Origin of the sequence: Kribbella sp. NBC_00709, from assembly GCF_036226565.1 — a bacterium.
Lineage (GTDB): Bacteria > Actinomycetota > Actinomycetes > Propionibacteriales > Kribbellaceae > Kribbella.
This window is the reverse complement of record NZ_CP108996.1, coordinates 7,249,715-7,266,134: the sequence shown is the minus strand read 5'-3', so window position 1 is coordinate 7,266,134 and position 16,420 is coordinate 7,249,715. Positions and strand designations below refer to the sequence as shown.

General features: G+C 68.9%; 12 protein-coding genes. 8 read left to right on the top strand and 4 right to left on the bottom strand.

Annotated elements, in window-relative coordinates; genetic code table 11:
- Nucleotides 1-106 precede the first annotated feature (106 nt).
- Nucleotides 107-1,051, bottom strand: a complete 945-nt coding sequence (locus OHA18_RS35440; RefSeq protein WP_328999729.1) for an aldo/keto reductase — start codon at nt 1,049-1,051, stop codon at nt 107-109.
- A 34-nt stretch (nt 1,052-1,085) separates the two neighbouring features.
- Between OHA18_RS35440 and pepN the strand changes: the two genes are divergently transcribed.
- The 3 genes from pepN to OHA18_RS35425 all read left to right on the top strand — a co-directional run bounded on the left by pepN (nt 1,086) and on the right by OHA18_RS35425 (nt 5,744).
- Complete coding sequence (gene pepN, locus OHA18_RS35435) at nt 1,086-3,536, top strand: aminopeptidase N (protein WP_328999728.1); 2,451 nt, start codon at nt 1,086-1,088, stop codon at nt 3,534-3,536.
- Between the two features lie 193 nt (nt 3,537-3,729).
- Nucleotides 3,730-5,151 (top strand): septation protein SepH, encoded by a 1,422-nt coding sequence (gene sepH / locus OHA18_RS35430; RefSeq protein ID WP_328999727.1) that lies wholly within the window; start codon nt 3,730-3,732, stop codon nt 5,149-5,151.
- 185 nt (nt 5,152-5,336) lie between these two features.
- Entirely contained in the window at nt 5,337-5,744 is a 408-nt protein-coding gene (locus OHA18_RS35425) for a hypothetical protein (RefSeq protein ID WP_328999726.1), read from the top strand.
- 269 nt (nt 5,745-6,013) lie between these two features.
- Here the strand turns inward: OHA18_RS35425 and OHA18_RS35420 are convergent, their stop codons facing one another.
- Nucleotides 6,014-6,400, bottom strand: coding sequence for a winged helix-turn-helix transcriptional regulator (locus tag OHA18_RS35420; protein WP_328999725.1), 387 nt, complete (start codon nt 6,398-6,400; stop codon nt 6,014-6,016).
- A 67-nt stretch (nt 6,401-6,467) separates the two neighbouring features.
- Here OHA18_RS35420 and OHA18_RS35415 point away from each other — a divergent pair, with 67 nt between their 5' ends.
- On the top strand, nt 6,468-7,280 hold the full coding sequence (locus OHA18_RS35415) for an NAD(P)H-binding protein (protein ID WP_328999724.1): 813 nt from the start codon (nt 6,468-6,470) through the stop codon (nt 7,278-7,280).
- Here OHA18_RS35415 and OHA18_RS35410 read toward each other — a convergent pair.
- Entirely contained in the window at nt 7,252-7,818 is a 567-nt protein-coding gene (locus tag OHA18_RS35410) for a TetR/AcrR family transcriptional regulator (protein ID WP_328999723.1), read from the bottom strand. The genes OHA18_RS35415 and OHA18_RS35410 overlap by 29 nt on opposite strands.
- 97 nt (nt 7,819-7,915) lie before the next feature.
- On the opposite strand from OHA18_RS35410, the gene OHA18_RS35405 reads away from it, so the two are divergent.
- Nucleotides 7,916-9,304 (top strand): MDR family MFS transporter, encoded by a 1,389-nt coding sequence (locus tag OHA18_RS35405; RefSeq protein ID WP_328999722.1) that lies wholly within the window; start codon nt 7,916-7,918, stop codon nt 9,302-9,304.
- A 2-nt stretch (nt 9,305-9,306) separates the two neighbouring features.
- Here the strand turns inward: OHA18_RS35405 and OHA18_RS35400 are convergent, their stop codons facing one another.
- On the bottom strand, nt 9,307-9,873 hold the full coding sequence (locus OHA18_RS35400; RefSeq protein ID WP_328999721.1) for a TetR/AcrR family transcriptional regulator: 567 nt from the start codon (nt 9,871-9,873) through the stop codon (nt 9,307-9,309).
- Nucleotides 9,874-9,984: 111 nt separating this feature from the next.
- On the opposite strand from OHA18_RS35400, the gene OHA18_RS35395 reads away from it, so the two are divergent.
- From OHA18_RS35395 to OHA18_RS35385, 3 genes are all read left to right on the top strand, one after another.
- On the top strand, nt 9,985-11,427 hold the full coding sequence (locus tag OHA18_RS35395) for a DHA2 family efflux MFS transporter permease subunit (RefSeq protein ID WP_328999720.1): 1,443 nt from the start codon (nt 9,985-9,987) through the stop codon (nt 11,425-11,427).
- A 79-nt stretch (nt 11,428-11,506) separates the two neighbouring features.
- On the top strand, nt 11,507-15,322 hold the full coding sequence (locus OHA18_RS35390; protein ID WP_328999719.1) for a discoidin domain-containing protein: 3,816 nt from the start codon (nt 11,507-11,509) through the stop codon (nt 15,320-15,322).
- A 7-nt stretch (nt 15,323-15,329) separates the two neighbouring features.
- Nucleotides 15,330-16,418, top strand: coding sequence for a Gfo/Idh/MocA family protein (locus OHA18_RS35385; RefSeq protein ID WP_328999718.1), 1,089 nt, complete (start codon nt 15,330-15,332; stop codon nt 16,416-16,418).
- The last annotated feature ends 2 nt before the right edge of the window (nt 16,419-16,420 follow it).

Below are 16,420 nucleotides of genomic sequence, written 5' to 3'. Positions count from 1 at the left end.
CGGCCTGGACTGAGGAGCGGAAGGAGCGAAGCGACTGGAGCGACGAGGGAAGGCCGGGAGTCACAGCCCCATGACCTGCCGCGCGGCAGCGCGGCATTCAACACAGTCACGTGAGGTCGTCCAGGGCGGCGAGGTCGGTGGGGGTCGGGTCCCACAAGCCGGCGGCGACGTTCTGGGTGATCTGCTCGGGCTTGGTGGCGCCGGCGATCACCGAGGCGACCGCGGGCTGCGCGGCCAGGCCGCCGATCGCGACGTCGATCATGGTCAGGTCGCGCTCGGCCGCGAACGTCTCCAGCGCCTCGATCTTGTCGAAGTCGGCCCGCGCCAACCGCTCCGGCTGCGTCGCGAGGCGGCTGCCGTCCGGTGCCGTCGCATCGCGCTTGTACTTGCCGGTGAGCAGACCGGAGGCCAGCGGGAAGAACGGCAGGATGCCGACACCGAGGTGCTCGCAGGCCGGCACCAGCTCGTCCTCGACGTCGCGCTCGAGCAGGGAGTACTGGTTCTGGGCGCTGATGAAGTGCTCCAGCCCGTTGGACCGGGCGGTCCAGTCGGCGTCGACCACCTGCCAGCCGGCGAACTGCGAGCTGCCGATGTAGCGGACCTTGCCCTCAGCAACCAGTTCGGACAGCGCCGCCAGGGTCTCCTCGATCGGCGTCACCGGGTCCGGGAAGTGCAGCTGGTAGAGATCGATCCAGTCCGTGCCGAGCCGCTGCAGACTCGACTCGACCGCCTTGCGGATGTACCGGCGGGAGCCGCGGACACCCCAGTCCGGGCCGTTCACGCCGCCCAGGTCACCACCGAACTTGGTCGCGATCACGACCTCGTCGCGGCGGGAACCGAGCGCCTTGCCGAGCAGTTCCTCGCTGAACCCGTGCTCGCCGCGGTAGATGTCCGCGGTGTCGAACAGCGTGATCCCCGCGTCCACCGCGGCGTTCACGACGGCGTCCGTCCGCTCCGCATCGAGTCGCCGTCCGAAGTTGTTGCACCCCAGTCCAACAACGCTCACGGTAAGACCAGAGTCGCCCAGCTGCCGGTACTCCATATCGCTCATGTGCTCAGCCTAATCTCGGCATACAGTGGCCCTCATGCCGAGTCTCACCGTCGACGGCGCCCGCACTCGGGCCGCCGCGCTTTCCGTCCAGTCGTACGACGTCGATCTCGACCTCACCCAGGGCGATCGGACGTTCGGGTCCACCACCACGATCAGGTTCACCGCCTCCTCGCCTTCGAGTTGGATCGACGTGAAACCCGACGAGCTGATCTCGGTCACGCTCAACGGTTCGGCCGTCGACGTGGCCGGCCTGAACGACGGACGGCTCGAGCTGACCGGACTGCAGCCGGAGAACGAGCTGGTCGTGGTCGCCTCGATGCTGTACTCACACGACGGCGAGGGGCTGCACCGCGCGGTCGACGCCGCCGACGGTCTCCCCTACACGTACGCGATGTCGTTCCTCGACGCGGCTCCGCGGATCTTCGCGTGCTTCGACCAGCCCGACCTCAAGGCGCCGTACCGTCTCAAGGTCACGGCCCCCGAGGAGTGGCTCGTGCTCGGGAACGGCGCGGCGACCCAGGTGTCCCCCGGTCGCTGGGAGCTGACCGAGACCAAGCCGCTCTCGACGTACTTCGTGACCGTCGTGGCCGGGCCGTACCACCAGATCACCGACGCGCACGACGGCATCGCGCTCAGCGTGGTCTCGCGGCAGTCGCTGAAGGAGGCGCTGGACCGCGAGGCCGCGGACATCTTCGAGGTCACCAAGCAGTCCTTCGACGCGTACCACCGGATGTTCGGGTACCGGTACCCGTTCGGCGAGTACCACCAGGCGTTCGTGCCGGAGTTCAATGCCGGCGCGATGGAGAACCCGGGCTGCGTGACGTTCCGGGACCAGATGGTGTTCCGCTCGGCGGTCACCGACGGCGAGCGCAGCCAGCGGGCCCGGACGATCGTGCACGAGATGGCGCACCAGTGGTTCGGCGACACCGTGACGATGAAGTGGTGGAACGACCTCTGGCTGAACGAGTCGTTCGCGGAGTACATGGCGCACCGGGTGTCGACCGAGGCGACCCGGTACACCGACAACTGGATCGACTTCGCCTACATCCGCAAGTGGTGGGGTCTGCAGGCCGACCAGCGGTCCTCGACCCACCCGGTCGCGGCCGACGCGGTCAAGGACGCGCTCGCCTCGCTCGACGACTTCGACGGCATCTCGTACGCGAAGGGCGCCGCGGTCCTCAAGCAGCTGGCGGCGTACCTCGGTGACGACGTCTTCCTCGCCGGCGTGAACGCGCACATCGCGGCGAACGAGTTCGGCAACGCCACGTTCGCCGACCTGGTCGCGAAATGGACCGAGGCCGGCGCGGTCGGACTGGACGACTGGGCGCAGGCCTGGCTCCGTACCCCGGGTGTCGACACGATCAGCGCGTCGCGGACCGAGACCGGGATCAAGCTGCACCGCGCGGCGCCCGCGGCGTACCCGGCTTCACGACCGCACAAGCTGACCGTCGGCGGGTACGACGCGGACGGCCGCGGTACGACGGTCGACGTACTGATCGACGGCCACGAGGTGGAGGTCGATCTCGACCCGACGATCGCCGTGGTCATCCCCGACGCGGGCGACGACAGCTGGGCGAAGATCCGGCTCGACGCCGACAGCCTCGCGAACCTGGCGACGGTGCTGCCGAAGATCGAGAGCGGCGTGACGCGGGCCGTCGTACTCAACAGCCTGCGGGACGCGATCGCCGATGCCGAGCTCGACCCGAAGGTCGGGTTCGACGTCGTCCTCGGACTGCTGCCGACCGAGGACAGCGACATCGCGGTCGCGACGATGCTCAACTGGGCGAACCTGTTGGTGCTCGGCGCCTACCTGCCGTACGAGCCGTATCGCGGACAGCTGGCCGAGGTACTGCGGGCGCGGCTGGAGACAGTCGAAGCCGGAAGCAGCGTGCAGCTGTCGGTGGCCCGCGGGTTCGCGCGATTCACCGACGACACGGACCGGTTGAAGGGCTGGCTCGCTGGTGAGGGCGTGCCGGACGGCGTGACGATGGACGCCGACCTGCGCTGGATCGTCATGCTGCAGCTCGCCCGGCTCGGCGCGATCGGCGAGGCGGAGATCGACGCCGAGCTCGAGCGCGACTCGTCGTCCGAGGGCGTCGTCCACGCGACCCGCTGCCGGGCCGCGCTGCCGACGGCGGCCGCGAAGGAGCGTGCCTGGGCGCAGATCATGACCGACGCCGACCTGCCGAACTACGAGCTGTACGCCGCATCCGAAGGGTTCTGGCACCCGACGCAGGCCGAGCTCACCGCGTCGTACGTCGACCGGTACTTCGCGGAGATCGCGGGAACCGAGAAGCTGCGCTCCGGCTGGGTCGTCGCGACCAGCGCGAAGCTCGCGTTCCCGCGGTACGCGATCGAGCAGCGGGTCGTCGACCGGGCCGCGGACCTGATCGCCGACGAGTCCATCGCGGCCGGAATCCGGCGGTCCGTGGCCGACAGCGCCGACGACCTGAAGCGTGCGCTTGCGGTGCGTTCGGCCTTCTGAGCGAGCCGTTTGGTTAGCAGTCACACCGTGTTGTGACTACTGTGACTGGTGTGATCAGGAGGACCCTGGTGACCAGGCAAGATGTGATTTCGTGACGTAACCTCCACAATGACCGGGCGGCACGGCGCGCCGGTCTTGGTCAGGCCCAGCGTCCGGGAGAGACTGTCTAGAACCGCACAGGAGAACAAGGTCAATGCGCGAGGCGAGGCTCGTCGGTCTGAGCCAGGATGGAACACAACTCATCCTGGCGCTGGCAGAGACGGGTGAGGAGTTCGCCGTACCGGTCGACGACCGGTTGCGTGCGGCCCTCCGCGGAGACCGTGCCCGACTCGGCCAGCTGGAGATTCAAATGGAGAGCGCGCTGCGCCCACGAGACATCCAGGCTCGTATCCGCGCCGGCGAAAGTCCCGAGGCGGTCGCCGCCATCGCCCAGATGCCGATGGAGCGCGTAATGGCGTTCGCCGGCCCAGTTCTGGCCGAGCGGGACCACATCGCCAGCCTCGCGCAGCGCGCATCCGTCCGCCGTCGTGGCGGCGGCGACGCCCCGACCCGCAACCTCGGCGCCTGGGTGACCGACCGGCTGCGCACCCGCCACGTCGACCCGGCATCGGCCGAGTGGGACGCGTGGCGGCGCGAGGACGGCCGCTGGGCGGTTCGCGTCTCGTACTTCGTCGAGTCCGAGGACGAGGCGGAGAAGAAGGACGAGAAGATCGCCATGTTCGCGTACGACGCCCCCGGGCGGTACGCCGTACCGGACGACGACGAAGCGCGCTGGCTGGTCGGCGAGCAGGCGCAGGTGCTGGCGACGCCGGCGCAGCCGCAGCCTGGTGAGCGGCGGCTGGCTGCCGTTGCCGACATCGACCCGCTGCTCGCGCCGGACCACGGAGCCGACAGCTACGAGGCCGGCTTCGAGGACACCGTCGGCCTGCGCCGCCGGAACCACCCAGCCGCCCGCGAGGACACGGGACATCAAACCCGCGACTTCGTGCGTGAGTCACGCGAGCTCAGCCGCGATGTGCGTGAGACGCGGGAGCCAAGCCGGGATGCGCGTGACTACCCGCGTGAGGTTGCACGGGATCTCCCGCGCGAGCCCGGGCGCGGCGGTGCCCGTGAACCGGAGCGCGGTCCGCGTCGCGTGCACTCGGTGCCGAACCCGGATGAAGAGCCGACCCTGATCGACGTACCTGTCGATCAGCCGCCGGCGCCTCGCCCTGCGGTCCGCGCCGTCGAGCGTCCTGCTGACCCGCCCGCCTTCGCCTCCCCTGCAGCTCCGGACGAGACACCTGCGGAGTCCCGTCAGGCGCGCCCTGCAGAAGAGCGCACCGCCGAGGCCCGCACCGCGGAGCCTCGCGCGGCGGAGCCTCGCCGTGCCGAGCCGACCGCCGAGCCGTCGCGGTCGGCTGAAGCCCGCCGCCCGGAGCCCGCCCCCAGCTCCACACCCGGGCCGGCGCCGCACATCGAGCCCGACCCGGTCACCGAGGCGCCGCAGCCTGCGGCAGCGGAGGCGTCCACGGAAGAGACTCCGGCGGAGCCGAAGAAGAAGGCAGCCCGCCGGGGCAAGCGCGCCAGCGTCCCCAGCTGGGACGAGATCATGTTCGGCAAGAAGGCCGACTGACACATCACGGACCGTCGTCCCAGATTGCGGACGGTGTTTGCCGGTGGACCTGTGGTGCTGCCATGATCTTCCGCATGCAGATGCTGTGTTGTTGCTGTCGTCGCTGACGCGCGCCGAGTCCGGCGCACGAGGCCCTGCCCCTTTCCGTGGCCCGCCCGCCGACACAGCACTCACAGGAACTTCGCATGAATCTCCCGGCTCTCGCCGACCTGCTCGCGTCTCGTGGTCTCCGGCTCCTCCCCGGCTCATACGCCGTACCGGTCGAGCTGCTCGTACAGTTGCCTGATGCAACGATCGCCCGGTTCACTGCCCGCGGTACGACGCTCCGCCTGCGCAGCTACGCCCCCGACGCGCTGACCACGATCACCATCCCCACCGAGTGCGGCTGCGGCGACCACCACCCCCAAACCGGCCCCACCCGCGTCACCCTCAGCCGGTACGCCGTACCGCTGGAAGAGCACACCATCGACGGCGAACTCGAGTTCGGCTGGCACCACCACGCCGCCGGCCACCTCCGCCTCCCCGACGCCCTCCCCCACTTCTTCACCCTCCTCAACCACCTCCACACCCGCGAACTCGTCGCCGTCGCCTGACCCCTCCCCACCCTCGCTCGCTCCCGCCCTCGCTCCCGCCCCACCCTCGCTCGCACCCTCGCTCCCGCCCCACGCGATGGGTTCACCCACCTCGTGGTGGGTTTCCCAGCGGTGCGCAGGGGTGGTAACCCACCACCCGGTGGGTGAACCCACCTCGTGGGACTGAGTGGGGCGCGGGCTGGGCTGGGGAGGCGCGGGCTGGGGCGGGCTGGGCTGGGGCGGCGCGGGCTGGGCTGGCGCGGGGTGGGGTGGGTGGGTGGGATGGGCGGTTAGGGGCGGCGGTGGGGTGGTTCGGTGGAGTCGTAGTGGTGGCGCGCGGCTTCGACCTCGGTGAGGTTGGGGGACCATTCGGCGAGGGCGTGGAAGAGGGGGGCGAGGCTGCGGCCGAGGGGGCTGATTTCGTACTCGACGCGGGGTGGGACTTCGGCGTGGTACTCGCGGATGACCAGGCCGTCGCGTTCCAGCTGGCGGAGGCGTTGGGTGAGGACCTTCGGGGTGATGACGCCGATGCGGCGTTCGAGCTCGACGAAGCGCTGGCGGCCGTACTCGTTCAACGCCCACAGGATCGGGGTCGTCCAGCGGCTGAAGACCAGGTCCACCACGGGCGCGATCGGACAGGCCTGCACGGGATCAACAGCTGCTGTGGTCTCGCTCACAAAGTCACCTCTCGCCCAATACTTTCCTCTAGGTACCTACTATCCCACGACAAGTAGCGTCCTCACCATGATCGTGATCACCGGTGCAACCGGCAACGTAGGCCGCCCACTCGTCCAGACCCTGATCGCCGCCGGCGAAGACGTCGTACCCGTCTCCCGTCGCGGCGACGGGCATCAAGCCGACCTGACCAAACCCGAGACCCTCAAGCCCGCACTCGACGGCGCGAAGGCCGTCTTCCTGCTCACGTCCGCCGACTTCCTCGCCGGCGGCAACCTCGAGCCCGTCGTCGAGGTACTGCGAGAAGCCGGCGTCCCGCGCGTCGTACTGCTGTCGTCGCAAGGAGTCGGCTCGAAGCGTCACCCGTCGGTCCATGAGGACGCCGTGACCGGGTCTGGTCTCGACTGGACGATCCTCCGCCCCGGCAACTTCGCCAGCAACGCATTCCAGTGGGCCGATTCGATTCGAACGCAGCGCATCATGGCCGCGCCGTTCGCGGACGTCCCGCTGCCGGCCGTTGACCCCGCTGACATCGCCGAGGTCGCGGCCGCCGCACTCACCGACTCGGGCCAGGCGGGCGTGAGCCACACCGGGGCGATCTACACGCTCACCGGCCCGGTCGCGATCTCGCCCCGCGAGCAGGCGCAGGTGATCGGCAACGCCCTGGGTCAACCGGTGCAGTTCGCCGAACTCAGCCGAGACGAGGCTCGCACCGGCATGATCAGGTTCATGCCGGAACCCGTGGTCGAAGCGACCCTCGACGTGCTCGGCGCACCGACGGCCGACGAGCAACAGGTCAGCCCCGACATCCAGGCCGTCCTCGGGCGGGCGCCACGCACCTTCGCCGACTGGGTCACGCGGAACCTTCAGGCCTTCCGCTGACCAATGGCAGGAACACGTCGTCGACGAGGGACGTGAGCGCTGAAGCCGGCAGCGGCTCGCGGGCGAACAGCATCTCGTGACGCAGCAGGTTGGTGGGAGCGGTGAGCACCCGATCGGGCACGTCCGCCGTCGGGATCTCACCGCGCTCCGCCGCCTGCTTCATGATCGTCGACATCACGGCCGTCATCCGCGTGTGGACCTCCGGATCCAGATCCGGCGCCTCGGCCAGCAAGCCGTGGACGACGTCGGGCCCGAGCGTCGCGAACCGATCCGCCATCCGCTGCAGCACCGCGAGTACGTCGTCGCGCAGGCTCCCGGTGTGCGGCACATTCCCCACGATCGAACCGGTCCGGTGCCGCATCGCCGCGACCACCAGCTCGGCCCGATTGCGCCACCGCCGGTACAGCACCTGCTTGCCGGTGTGCGCTCGGGCAGCGACGGCCTCCATCGTCAGCCGTGCGTACCCGGTCTCCATCAGCTCGTCCCAGGCCGCGTCCAGCAGGACGGCCTCGAGCTCCGCACCCCTCCGACGCTCCACGCAACCAGCTCCTCAAAAAGAGACCTTGCGTCTCTTAACGATCCGAGCCTACTCTGTTTCCGGTAAGAGACGCAACGTCTCTAAGGAGACCTCCCGGATGACTACAACCACCACTACAACTCTCGACCGCGGGTTGCTCAAGCTCGCCGCGGTCCTTGTCCTCGGCGCGCTCGCGCCGCTGCTCGACAGCACGATCGTCACCGTCGCGATCCACACCCTCGGCGTCGAGCTGCACACCTCGGTGTCCACGGTCCAGTGGGTCAGTACGGCGTACCTGCTGGCGCTCGCGATGGCGGTCCCGATCACCGGCTGGTCGGCGAACCGCTTCGGCGCCAAGCGCATGTGGATCATCGCGCTCGCGCTGTTCCTGATCGGCTCGATGCTCTGCGGCGTCGCCTGGAACATCGGCTCGCTGATCGCGTTCCGCGTGATCCAGGGCATCGGCGGCGGTCTGATGCTGCCGATCCTGCAGACCATCCTGCTGCGCGCCGCCGGCCGGGAGCGGATCGGCCGGCTGATGGCCGTCGTGACCCTGCCCGTGGTGATCGGCCCGATCCTCGGCCCGGTGATCGGCGGCGTCCTCGTCGGTCACCTCGACTGGCGCTGGATCTTCTACGTCAACGCCCCGATCTGCATCGCCGCGATCGCCTTCGCGGCACGCACCCTGAAGCCGGACCCCGAGCCCACCGCGGCGACGCTCGACGTACCTGGCCTGCTGCTCGTCTCCCCCGCCCTCGCCGGCATCATCTACGGCCTCAGCCAGGTCGGCGACCGCGGCGGCTTCGCCCACATCAGCGTCCTGCTGCCGCTGATCCTCGGCGCGATCCTGCTCGTCGCCTTCGTGCTCCGGCGTACCAACGAACCGCTCATCGACCTCGGCCTCTTCCGTACGAAGTCCTTCACCGCGTCGACCGCGCTCATGTTCCTCACCGGCTTCGGACTGTACGGCGCGATGCTGCTCCTCCCGCTCTTCTACCAACAGGCTCGCGGCGAGACCGTCACCGCGGTCGGTCTGCTGCTCGTCCCGCAAGGCATCGGCAGCCTCATCGCCAGAACGGCCGGCGGCCTGACTGACCGGATCGGCCCGCGCCTGGTCGTCCTCGCCGGCATCGTGCTGACAACGATCGGCACCATCCCGTTCGCCTTCGCCGGTACGTCGTACTGGGTGCTCGGGGTCGCCCTGGTCATCCGCGGCGCCGGGCTGAGCTCGGTGAACCTCGCGGTGATGGTTGGCGCGTTCCGCGATCTGGAGCCGGTGCAGATCCCGCATGCGAGCAGTACGACGCGGATCATGCAGCAACTCGGCGGTGCCTTCGGGGCGGCGACCCTGGCGGTCGTTCTGCAGAGTCAACTCAAGAGCGGGACTGTGTCGACGGCGTACGCCCACAGCCTCGCCTGGGCCATCGGGTTCACCGTGATCGCCGCCATCCCTGCACTGTTCCTAGGAGCGCGATCCGGCGACGCCTCCCAACGGGCTACGGGGTGAGGTCACAGCAATCGGTCGACCAGTCCGTCTATGTAGTCCGGGGTGAGCGGGCCCAGACCGAACAAGACGCGGATGTACATCGGGGACATGACGTGGTCCAGGACGTCGAGCGCGTCGGGCGCCTGCTCGCCGCGCTCGACGGCGCGATCGAGCATCGACTGCAACTGCCGGCCGCGTTCGGCGATGAGGTCGTCACGCGCCTGCAGGCCTTGGGGACCGGTGCTGGACAGGGCGACGGCCAGGCGTAGCAACGCCAGACCGTCGGGTCCGGTGATCTCGCGGGCCACGTTGGCCGCGTAGGTGTGCAGGTCGCCGGCCAGGCTCCCGGTGTCGGGCATCGGCGACTGTGCGTCGAGACGGGTGAGCGCCACGTCGGCGAGCAGGGTTTCCAGGCTGCCCCACCGGCGGTAGATGCTGCTGTCGGCTACCCCCGCCCGAGCTGCGATGTCGCCGACGGTGAAGTTGCCGTAGCCGCGCTCGCTGATCAGGTCGGTGACGGCCTGGTGCACCTCCGCGCCGACGCGGGCGCTGCGCCCGCCGGGCCGCCGGGCTCGCTGTCGCTCATCCATGCCTCCAGCTTAACGCAGTCACGACTTGCGTTTGCGCGCAGACCTCTCTACCGTTGCTTTAACGCAGTTCCTGGCTGCGTTAAAGCAACGAACGATCGAGAGGAATCCCCCGTGGATGCATCGGTAGGCAGCCGAGCGAACCGGGCCGTGCTGCTCACGGTGACCTGCCTGGGCCAATTCATGGTCCTGCTCGACAACACGATTGTCGGAGCAGCGCTACCCGACATGCAGCAGCGACTGAACACCCAGCTGACCGGTCTGCAATGGATCGTCGATGCGTACGTACTGCTGGTCGCCATGCTGCTGCTGTCCGGCGGTGTCTTCGCCGACCGGTTCGGCCGCAAACGGGTGTATCTGACCGGCGTTGCGGTGTTCACCGCCGCGTCGGTCATGTGCAGCCTTGCGCCCTCGCTCGGCTGGCTGGTCACCGGCCGGGTGCTGCAAGGCGTCGGGGCCGCGGCGCTGAGCCCTGCCTCGCTGGCCCTGCTCGCCGCCGCGTATCCCGTGCCGCAAGAGCGGATCAAGGCGATCGGACTGTGGGCCGGATTCAGCGGGATCGGTCTGGCCGCGGGCCCGGTGGCCGGCGGCGTACTGACAGATGCCTTCGGGTGGCCTGCCATCTTCCTGGTCAATCTGCCCATCGGCGTGGTCCTTCTGCTGATCGGTCTGCGCAGTCTTCAAGAGGCCCGCAACCCGAGTGCCCCCGCCATCGACGTCCCGGGGACGGCGTTGTCCGTTCTTGGGGTGGGGACGTTGACCTACGGGCTCATCGAGGGCGGTGCCCGCGGCTGGACGTCGCCGGTGATCCTCGGCAGCTTCACCGTCGCGGTGATCCTGCTCGCCGCCTTCGTCGCCGTCGAAGCGCGGCGTTCGGCTCCGATGCTGCCGCTGCGGCTGTTCCGGCAGCGGCTGTTCACCGTGTCCAACACGGCAATGGTCGTGGTGGGGTTCGCGCTCATGGGTTCGTCGTTCTTCTTCTCCCAGTTCTTCGTCTACGTCCAGGGCAGCTCGATCCTGCGCGCCGGCCTGCAGACCCTGCCGACCTCGCTCGCCATGGTGATCGTCAGCCCGTACGCGGGCCGGCTCGCCGCCCGGTACGGCTTCCGGATCGTGGTGACCACCGGCCTCACCCTGGCCGGCCTGGGACTGCTGGCGCTCGGCATGGTGCACGCCGGCACCGGCTACGCGAATGTGTGGTGGCGGCTGGCAGTCATCGGCATCGGCTTCGCGCTGACCATGTCCCCGCTGACGGGAGCCGCCATCCAGTCGGTCAGCCCGCAGGAAGGCGGTCTGGCATCAGGCATCAGCAGCACCACCCGGCAGATCGGCGCGGTACTCGGCGTGGCACTACTCGGGGCCATCGTCCGCACCCGCCAATCCGGCGGCGCATCCTTCGGGACCGGCCTCAACAGTGCCTTCCTCGCTGCCGGCGCCATCACCTTGGTCACCGCCGTGTTCACCGGTCTCTGGCTGACGAAGTCCGACGAGGGCTCCGAGACGCCGCAGCATTCCACGGATCCAGGGGCGGTCACTCCGTCGGGCGTCGGCTCTTGAATAAGTAACACGCTTGGTTTAACTTATCCGCGCAGCTGCTCTCGCCTGTCCTTCCAGTCCGCCATCTGGGGGTTCCAGCATGTCCAGACGCTTGCTCGCGCGGTTGCTTCCCGCCGTGCTTCTCACCGGAGTGCTCGCCGTACCCGCGGCGCACGCCGCGACCATGTATCCCAGCGGGGTCGGTGCCGATCTGGGGCCGACCCCGACCACTCTCGGCGTGCAGCCCGCCGCCGGCGACGATCCGGCCGGGCTGCGCACCGGCACCGAGCAAGGCCGTGCGTACTGGCAGACGAACCAGGCGGCCGGGACCGGCTACCTCGAGTTCGACGTCGACCACGACTACGTTGACGAGATCGGCACCGACGACGTCCTGGTGACGGTGACCTATCTCGACAGCGGCTCCGGCACGCTCGACCTGCAGTACGACGCCAAGGCCGAGCCGCAGCAGGACGCGACCGACATCCAGCTGACCAACACCGGCGTGTGGAAGACCGGGGTCTTCTCGCTGTCCGGCATCGCGTTCACGAACCGGCTGGGCGATGCCGACGTACGGGTGTTCGGGACCGCCGACATCACGATCGCGAGCCTGCGGATCAGTACTGCGGGCGCCTCGGTCCTGCTCGGCGCGACGCCGGTGCAGAACGGCATCAGCCCGCGCGCCGGCGACGACGCGTCGCACCTGATCACCGGTGTACAGGACGGCCGCCCGTACTGGCAGACCGACCGCACCGCGCCGTCGCCGGGGACGAGCTTCTTCTACATGAACGTCGCCGACACCTACCTGTACGACAACCACAGCCTGGTGCTGGTCAGCATCGACTACTTCGACCAGGGCAACGGGCAGTTCGGTCTCCACTACGACTCCCCCGGCGACACGATCCCGGAGAAGTTCAAGAACTCCGAGGTCATCCGGTACGGCGACACCAAGACCTGGAAGACGTACACGTTCGCGCTGCCCGACGCGGTGATGACGAACCGCTCGAACGGCGGCGACTTCCGCATCCACAACGGCGACGGGTCCGTCGACCTGAAGGTGGCTGCGGTCCGCGTCGCCAAGGTCGCGACCACCCTCGACGTCACCGAAGGGCTCGTGGACCTCATCGGCCAGGCTGCCCGCACCGAGAAGGCGGCGCGCGAAGGTACCCGCGACGGCCAGTACCCGGTCGGCAGCCGGGCCACCTTGCAGGACGCGATCGACGACGCTCAGGCGATCGCATCCACTCCGGGCGTCACCGACGTACAGGTCAAGGCTGCGCTCACGACGCTGCAGGCGAAGCTCGACGCGTTCACCGCGTCGGTCGTGGACACCAACTTCGGGCCGGCCGGCACAGCGACAGCCAGCAACGGAGCCGACGCAACCAACGTCAACGACCGCGATGACAACACTGCCTGGAGCGGCGGCGCCGACTCGTGGCTGCAAATCGATCTGGGCAAGCCGCGACCGGTCAACGACGTACGCGTCGAATGGGCCGAGGCCTACTCCCCCGACTACACCGTGCAAGTCTCGAACGACGGCAAGAAGTTCACCGCCGTCGGCCGCACCGGATCGCCGGGCGGCAATCAGATCAGCCGGACCCGGTTCGCGACCACGAGTGTCCGCTACGTGCGCGTCGCGATGACCGGCGCCGACTCGTTCATCGTCAAGGAGCTCCAGCTCCGGCTCACGCCTGTCGTCACGCCGAAGCCGAAGCTCGTGCAGACCAGCAGTCCGACCGACGACGGCGTCGTCGCCGATTTCGACGCGACGCAGTACGGCGCTGACCGCACCGGTCGGCGGGACTCCACCAAGGCGATCCAGCAAGCGATCTACGCCTGCCAGGACGCGGGCGGCGGCACGGTCTGGCTGCCGGCCGGTCAGTACAAGGTCACCGACACGATCGAGGTGCACGCGTTCTGCAGTCTCCGCGGCGATCACGGCCAGAAGCTGGGAACGGGAACGGTGATCATCGCCGATCTGCCGTCCGGGGACGACGGGCCGAGTCTGTTCCGGATCGGCGGGAGCGCCGGCGTTCTCGGCGTCACGACGTACTATCCGAACCAGAACGCGACTGATCCGGTCCCGTACAACTACACGTTCGAGATCCCCGGCGGTGCCTGGATCGGCAACGAGAACTACATGATGTCGACGGTCTCCGACGTCACGATGCTGAACTCGTACCGCGGTATCGGCGTCAGCACGATGCCGAACGACCACGGCAACGCGCCGAGCTCCGGCCAGGTGCACGAGTCCACCACGATCCGCAACGTGACCGGTACGGCGCTGTTCGAGGGCGCCCGGGCCTACAACGGCGCCGACGTCGGCACCTGGGAGAACGTTGCCTTCAGCAACTCTTACTGGTCGTCGGCACCCAAGGCCTTCAAGCCGCCGTCGCGGCTGGCCCTGGACACCTGGACCCGCGCACACGGCACCGGTCTCGTCCTCGGCGACCTCGAGTGGGATCAGTTCTACCGGATCGCGCTCTCCGACTACGCCGTCGGTATTCATGTCGTCGCAGGTCAGCGGGCGCAGTTCACCGGCAGCTTCCTCGAGCCCGACGTACGCCGGACGGGCACCGGCCTGCTCGTCGACGTGATGGACGACCGGTGGGGCCTGACGCTGGCCGGCGGGCACGTCGACGGAGGGATCACCAACAACTCGCAGGGCTACGTGAAGATCACCGGGACCGAGGTCACCGGTGCGGTCTCCGGGATCGTGCACCAGATGTCCGGCACGGCGCCGAGCTACACCCAGAGAGCGCTCCCCAAGCCGGTCCAGAAGCTGTACGTCGTCGACGCTCCGCACGGAGTCGGGTACCTCCCGGCGGCGGACGCGACCCGATCCGTGCAGAAGGTCCTCGACCGCGCCGGCCACGAGGGTGGCGGCATCGTCTACCTGCCCGCCGGCTGGTACCGGATCTCGACGCACCTGAGCGTCCCGGCGAAGGTCGAGCTGCGCGGCGCGTCCGCCGTACCGAACCGGGATCAAGGCGGTGCGAGCGGCGGGACCGTCCTGCAGGCCTTCGAAGGACGCGGCGCCGGAGCGGGAGCAACCGCTCTCTTGACGCTCTCCGGGAAGAACGCCGGCGTCCGCGGGCTGCGGGTGTTCTACCCGGAGAACAACCCCGGCAAGACCGACGGCGTCGTGCCCTACCCGTACGCGATCCGTGGTCACGCCGGCGGGAACTACGTGATCAACGCCGGCTTCCCGAACGCCTGGGACGGGATCGACCTCAGCGGCGACAACGTCGTCGTCCGCAAGATCGCCGGCGCGTTCTTCGACCACGCGATCTCGATCGGAGCGGGCCACGGCGGCCGGGTCGAAGGCGTGCTCTCGAACGGGAACGCGGTCACCCGGGTCGGGTACCAGGAGCCGTACTGGATGAACGAGGGCGACATCTTCACCCTCGTCATCGACAAGTACATGCGCAAGACGGCCAAGATCGTCACGGTCGACGGCGCTCGCGGGCTGACGCTGCTGGACGTGTTCGCCTACGGCTTCCACGACGGGCTGGTGGTCAACTCCGGGCAGGTCGACGCGTTCAACCTCGGCACCGACAACCTCGGGACCGACGGGCACACCGTGCAGGTGGTCGGCGGGGACGTCGAGGTCACGAACCTCGCCCGCTACAACGGCGCCACGCTCAGCGGTCCGGCGACGTTGCACAACGTGATGGTGATCAACGTCGTGCAGCGCAGCGTCACCGTTCAGGCCAACGGGAAGGGCACGGTGAAGATCGCCGGGAACGAGTCCGAGCCGGGGAAGTACGAGATCGGCGCGCAGGTGACCGTGACGGCGACGCCATCATCGGATAGCGTTTTCCAGAGTTGGACCGTTGATGGGACCGTGGTGTCGACAGCGCCGTCGTACACCTTTGCCGTCAGCGCGGACCAGGTTCTGACCGCGAACTTCCAGTAGGAGCGAGATGGCTGACACACAACAGCAGGTCGCGATCGTGGGTTGCGGCATCATCGGCCGGACCCATGCCAAGACCATCGCGGAACGGCCGGATGCGATCGTCACCGCACTCGTCGACCCGGACCCCGCCGCCCGGGAGGCGGTACGGGCGCAGCTGACCGAGGCCGGACAGCCGGAGCCGAAGGTGTACGACGACCTGGCCGCGGCGCTGAGTGGGTCGGACGTATCGCTGGTCGCGATCTGCACGCCGAGCGGTTCACATGCCGAGCTGGCCGAGCAGGCGCTGGCCGAGAAGAAGCACGTCGTCGTCGAGAAGCCGGTCGACGTCAATGTGGCCCGGGCCCGCCGCCTGGGTGCGGCGGCCACCCGGGCCGCGAACAACGGTGTGATGTCGTCGGTGATCAGCCAGCACCGGTTCGACGCCGGCAGCGCGGTGATCAAGCAGGCGATCGACGCCGGCCGGTTCGGTCAGCTGACGTCGTGCACGGCAACGGTCGCCTGGTGGCGCAGCGACGAGTACTACGCCCAGGCCGGATGGCGCGGGACGTGGGCGCAGGACGGCGGTGGCGCACTGATGAACCAGGGCGTGCACACCGTCGACCTGATGCTGTGGTTCATGGGCCGCCCGGTCAGCATCCAGGCGCAGGCGTTGCGGGCGGCGCATCATGCGATCGAGGTCGAGGACACGGTGGTCGCGACCATCACCTTCGAGAGCGGCGCGGTCGGCACCTTGCACGCGACGACCGCGGCGTTCCCTGGTGGGCGCACGCGGGTGTCGGTCCACGGCACCGAAGGCGGTGCTGAGGTGGAGGACGACGTCCTGAGCCGGTTGAACGTCGACGGGGTCAAGGACGAGGCGTCCACGGACGTAGGCGATCCCGGCGGCCACAAGGCGCAGTACGACGACATCCTGACCGCGATTGCCGGCGGCAAACAGCCGGCCATCACCGTCCAGGACGCCATCGAGGCGCTGGCCACGGTCCGGGCCGTCTACATTGCGTCCACTCTCCAACGCCCGGTCAAGTTCGAAGACGTCCTCGAAGGCAAGTACGACGACGTCGAGGTATCCCGAGGCATCGGCCTACCACCCAACTGAAA

Excerpts from the sequence above, each read along its gene's own strand:
- OHA18_RS35440 (WP_328999729.1), bottom strand. The coding sequence starts at position 1,051 with ATGAGCGATATGGAGTACCGGCAGCTGGGCGACTCTGGTCTTACCGTG.
- pepN (WP_328999728.1), top strand. The coding sequence starts at position 1,086 with ATGCCGAGTCTCACCGTCGACGGCGCCCGCACTCGGGCCGCCGCGCTT.
- sepH (WP_328999727.1), top strand. The coding sequence starts at position 3,730 with ATGCGCGAGGCGAGGCTCGTCGGTCTGAGCCAGGATGGAACACAACTC.
- OHA18_RS35425 (WP_328999726.1), top strand. The coding sequence starts at position 5,337 with ATGAATCTCCCGGCTCTCGCCGACCTGCTCGCGTCTCGTGGTCTCCGG.
- OHA18_RS35415 (WP_328999724.1), top strand. The coding sequence starts at position 6,468 with ATGATCGTGATCACCGGTGCAACCGGCAACGTAGGCCGCCCACTCGTC.
- OHA18_RS35405 (WP_328999722.1), top strand. The coding sequence starts at position 7,916 with ATGACTACAACCACCACTACAACTCTCGACCGCGGGTTGCTCAAGCTC.
- OHA18_RS35400 (WP_328999721.1), bottom strand. The coding sequence starts at position 9,873 with ATGGATGAGCGACAGCGAGCCCGGCGGCCCGGCGGGCGCAGCGCCCGC.
- OHA18_RS35390 (WP_328999719.1), top strand. The coding sequence starts at position 11,507 with ATGTCCAGACGCTTGCTCGCGCGGTTGCTTCCCGCCGTGCTTCTCACC.
- OHA18_RS35385 (WP_328999718.1), top strand. The coding sequence starts at position 15,330 with ATGGCTGACACACAACAGCAGGTCGCGATCGTGGGTTGCGGCATCATC.